Source organism: Stenotrophomonas sp. PS02300 (genome assembly GCF_029959395.1).
GTDB lineage: Bacteria > Pseudomonadota > Gammaproteobacteria > Xanthomonadales > Xanthomonadaceae > Stenotrophomonas > Stenotrophomonas maltophilia_AD.
In genome coordinates, this window is the sequence record NZ_JASCOP010000231.1 from 1 (window position 1) to 2,177 (window position 2,177).

The following is a 2,177-nucleotide window of genomic DNA, read 5'->3' on the forward strand; positions in this document are numbered from 1 at the left end:
AAATTCTTTCCTACACCCGCCTCGCGCCCCCTCCGAGTTCTTTCCACGTGGGCGTCGAAGGTTGCGAACCGGATCGACGCGACACGGACGGCAGCGAAGCTTATTCCGCTGCAGCCCCGGCCGCAGGGCTCATATCGCCGGCCTCACGCCGCTTCGGAAGAACCCAGTCGGGACGGGGGAAGTGGCATGTGTAGCCACCCGGCCGTTTCTCCAGATAATCTTGGTGGTCGGGCTCGGCCTCCCAGAAATCTCCGACCGGGACGACTTCAGTGACCACTATGCCTTTCCACAGCCCGGAGGCATCCACGTCGGCGATCGTGTCCTCGGCGACGCGCTTCTGCTCCTCGTCGACGTAATAGATGCCCGACCGGTAGGAGAGCCCAATATCACCGCCCTGGCGGTTCTTGGTCGTCGGATCGTGGATCTGGAAGAAATATTCCAGGATGTTCCGGTAGCTCGTCACCGCCGGGTCGAAAACGATCTCGATCGCCTCGGCATGCGTGCCGTGATTGCGATAAGTGGCGTTCGGAACATCGCCGCCAGTGTAACCTACACGAGTCGAGACGATGCCGGGCCGCTTGCGGATCAGATCCTGCATGCCCCAGAAACATCCGCCTGCGAGAATAGCGCGCTGATGCATGTTAAGCCTCCTCTACCTGATCGAGATATTCACCGTATCCCTCGGCCTCCATTTCGTCGCGCGGGATGAAGCGAAGGGACGCTGAGTTGATGCAGTAGCGCAGACCGCCGCGGTCGGAAGGACCATCTGGGAACACGTGGCCGAGATGGCTGTCGGCATGTACCGACCTGACCTCCGTCCGGACCATGCCGTGTGCGCTGTCCCGCACCTCGTTCACGTTTGCCGGAACGATCGGCTTGGTGAAGCTGGGCCAGCCAGTACCCGAATCGAACTTGTCCGTTGAAGCGAACAGCGGCTCGCCCGACACTATGTCGACGTAGATGCCAGGCTCCTTGTTGTCGTTGTGCTCGCCCGTGAAGGGCCTTTCGGTCCCCGACTCCTGGGTAATCCGGCGTTGCTCGGGGGTCAGGCGGTCAACTGCTGTCTGTGACTTTTCAAACTTCATGATAGTCTCCAATAATTAATCTAGAGCCGACATTCCCCAAGTGGCCTGCCGCTTGACTTCAAGATCGCCTGATTTTGCTCGCTGGGCAAGCGTTTTTCGCCCCGAGCGGTGTCTGTCGTCGCGCAAACGGCCGAAGTCGGGTGGATCAAGCCTCGAACCCGCAGCATTCTGGCCCGGCAGAGCCGCTTTTCCGCGCGGCAGACGGACCTGTCCTGCCGCTTTCGTTCAGCTTGGGCATGGATCGTGGTCATGCGCATGACGGAGGCGTTCGAAGACGGCGGATGGCGGCAAGGACGGCCCGCACCATCGGGCCGGTGACGGCGACCTCGGCCAACTGGAAGGTAATGGCGCGGGCGTGGCGGACGACGCGGGCGCCGATCTTGATCAGCTTGAGTTGCAGGCTGGTCAACGACCAGTCCGCCATGGCCTCGGGCAGTTCGATGCAGCGCAGGAAGGAGAGGCTGGTGGCGTATTCCTGCAAGAAGCGCGGGCTGTGCCCGAGCTGCGGCGCACGGCGCATGGCCGAGTCGGCGCGGCATCTGGTGGACGAGGTGTTCGGCCCGCGGCCGGTGCGGCAATGGGTGCTGAGTTTCCCCTACCCGTTGCGCTTCCTGTTCGCCAGCAAGCCGGAGGCCATCAGCCCGGTGCTGGGCATCGTGCATCGTGTGATCGCCGGTTGGCTTGCCGATCAGGCCGGCGTGCCGCGGGATACGGCGCAATGCGGCGTGGTGACCCTGATCCAGCGCTTCGGCAGCGCGCTGAATCTCAACATCCACTTCCACATGCTGTGGCTCGACGGCGTGTACGAGGACACCACCGAGCGTCCGCAGCGCAAGCCGCGCCTGCACCGCACCCGTGCGCCCACATCGGCGCAACTGACGGAACTGGCCAACACCATCGCGCATCGCGTGTGCCGGCACCTGACGCGCAAAGGCTGGCTGGAAGGCGAGGACGAATCCGTGTTTCTGTCCGACAGCGCGGGTAGCGACGACGGCATGGATGGGCTGCGGATGAGTTCGATGACCTACCGCATCGCCACCGGTCGCGACGCTGGCCGCAAGGTCGTCACGCTGCAAACATTGCCCGGTGACG

At 63.3% G+C, this 2,177-nt stretch carries 2 protein-coding genes and 2 pseudogenes; 1 reads left to right on the forward strand and 3 read right to left on the reverse strand.

Annotated elements, in window-relative coordinates; all coding sequences use genetic code 11:
• Positions 1–100: 100 nt before the first annotated feature.
• The 3 genes and pseudogenes from msrA to QMX79_RS20615 form a co-directional block, all read right to left on the reverse strand.
• Positions 101–640, reverse strand: coding sequence for a peptide-methionine (S)-S-oxide reductase MsrA (gene msrA, locus QMX79_RS20605; protein ID WP_164146002.1), 540 nt, complete (start codon positions 638–640; stop codon positions 101–103).
• 1 nt (position 641) lies between these two features.
• Positions 642–1,085, reverse strand: a complete 444-nt coding sequence (msrB, locus tag QMX79_RS20610; RefSeq protein ID WP_116089488.1) for a peptide-methionine (R)-S-oxide reductase MsrB — start codon at positions 1,083–1,085, stop codon at positions 642–644.
• Between the two features lie 247 nt (positions 1,086–1,332).
• Positions 1,333–1,542 (reverse strand): annotated as a pseudogene (locus QMX79_RS20615) (transposase); the annotation flags it as partial.
• On the opposite strand from QMX79_RS20615, the pseudogene QMX79_RS20620 reads away from it, so the two are divergent.
• A pseudogene (locus QMX79_RS20620) lies at positions 1,541–2,177 on the forward strand (transposase); the annotation flags it as partial. The pseudogenes QMX79_RS20615 and QMX79_RS20620 sit on opposite strands and share 2 nt — an antisense overlap.

Excerpts from the sequence above, each read along its gene's own strand:
- msrA (WP_164146002.1), bottom strand. The coding sequence starts at position 640 with ATGCATCAGCGCGCTATTCTCGCAGGCGGATGTTTCTGGGGCATGCAG.
- msrB (WP_116089488.1), bottom strand. The coding sequence starts at position 1,085 with ATGAAGTTTGAAAAGTCACAGACAGCAGTTGACCGCCTGACCCCCGAG.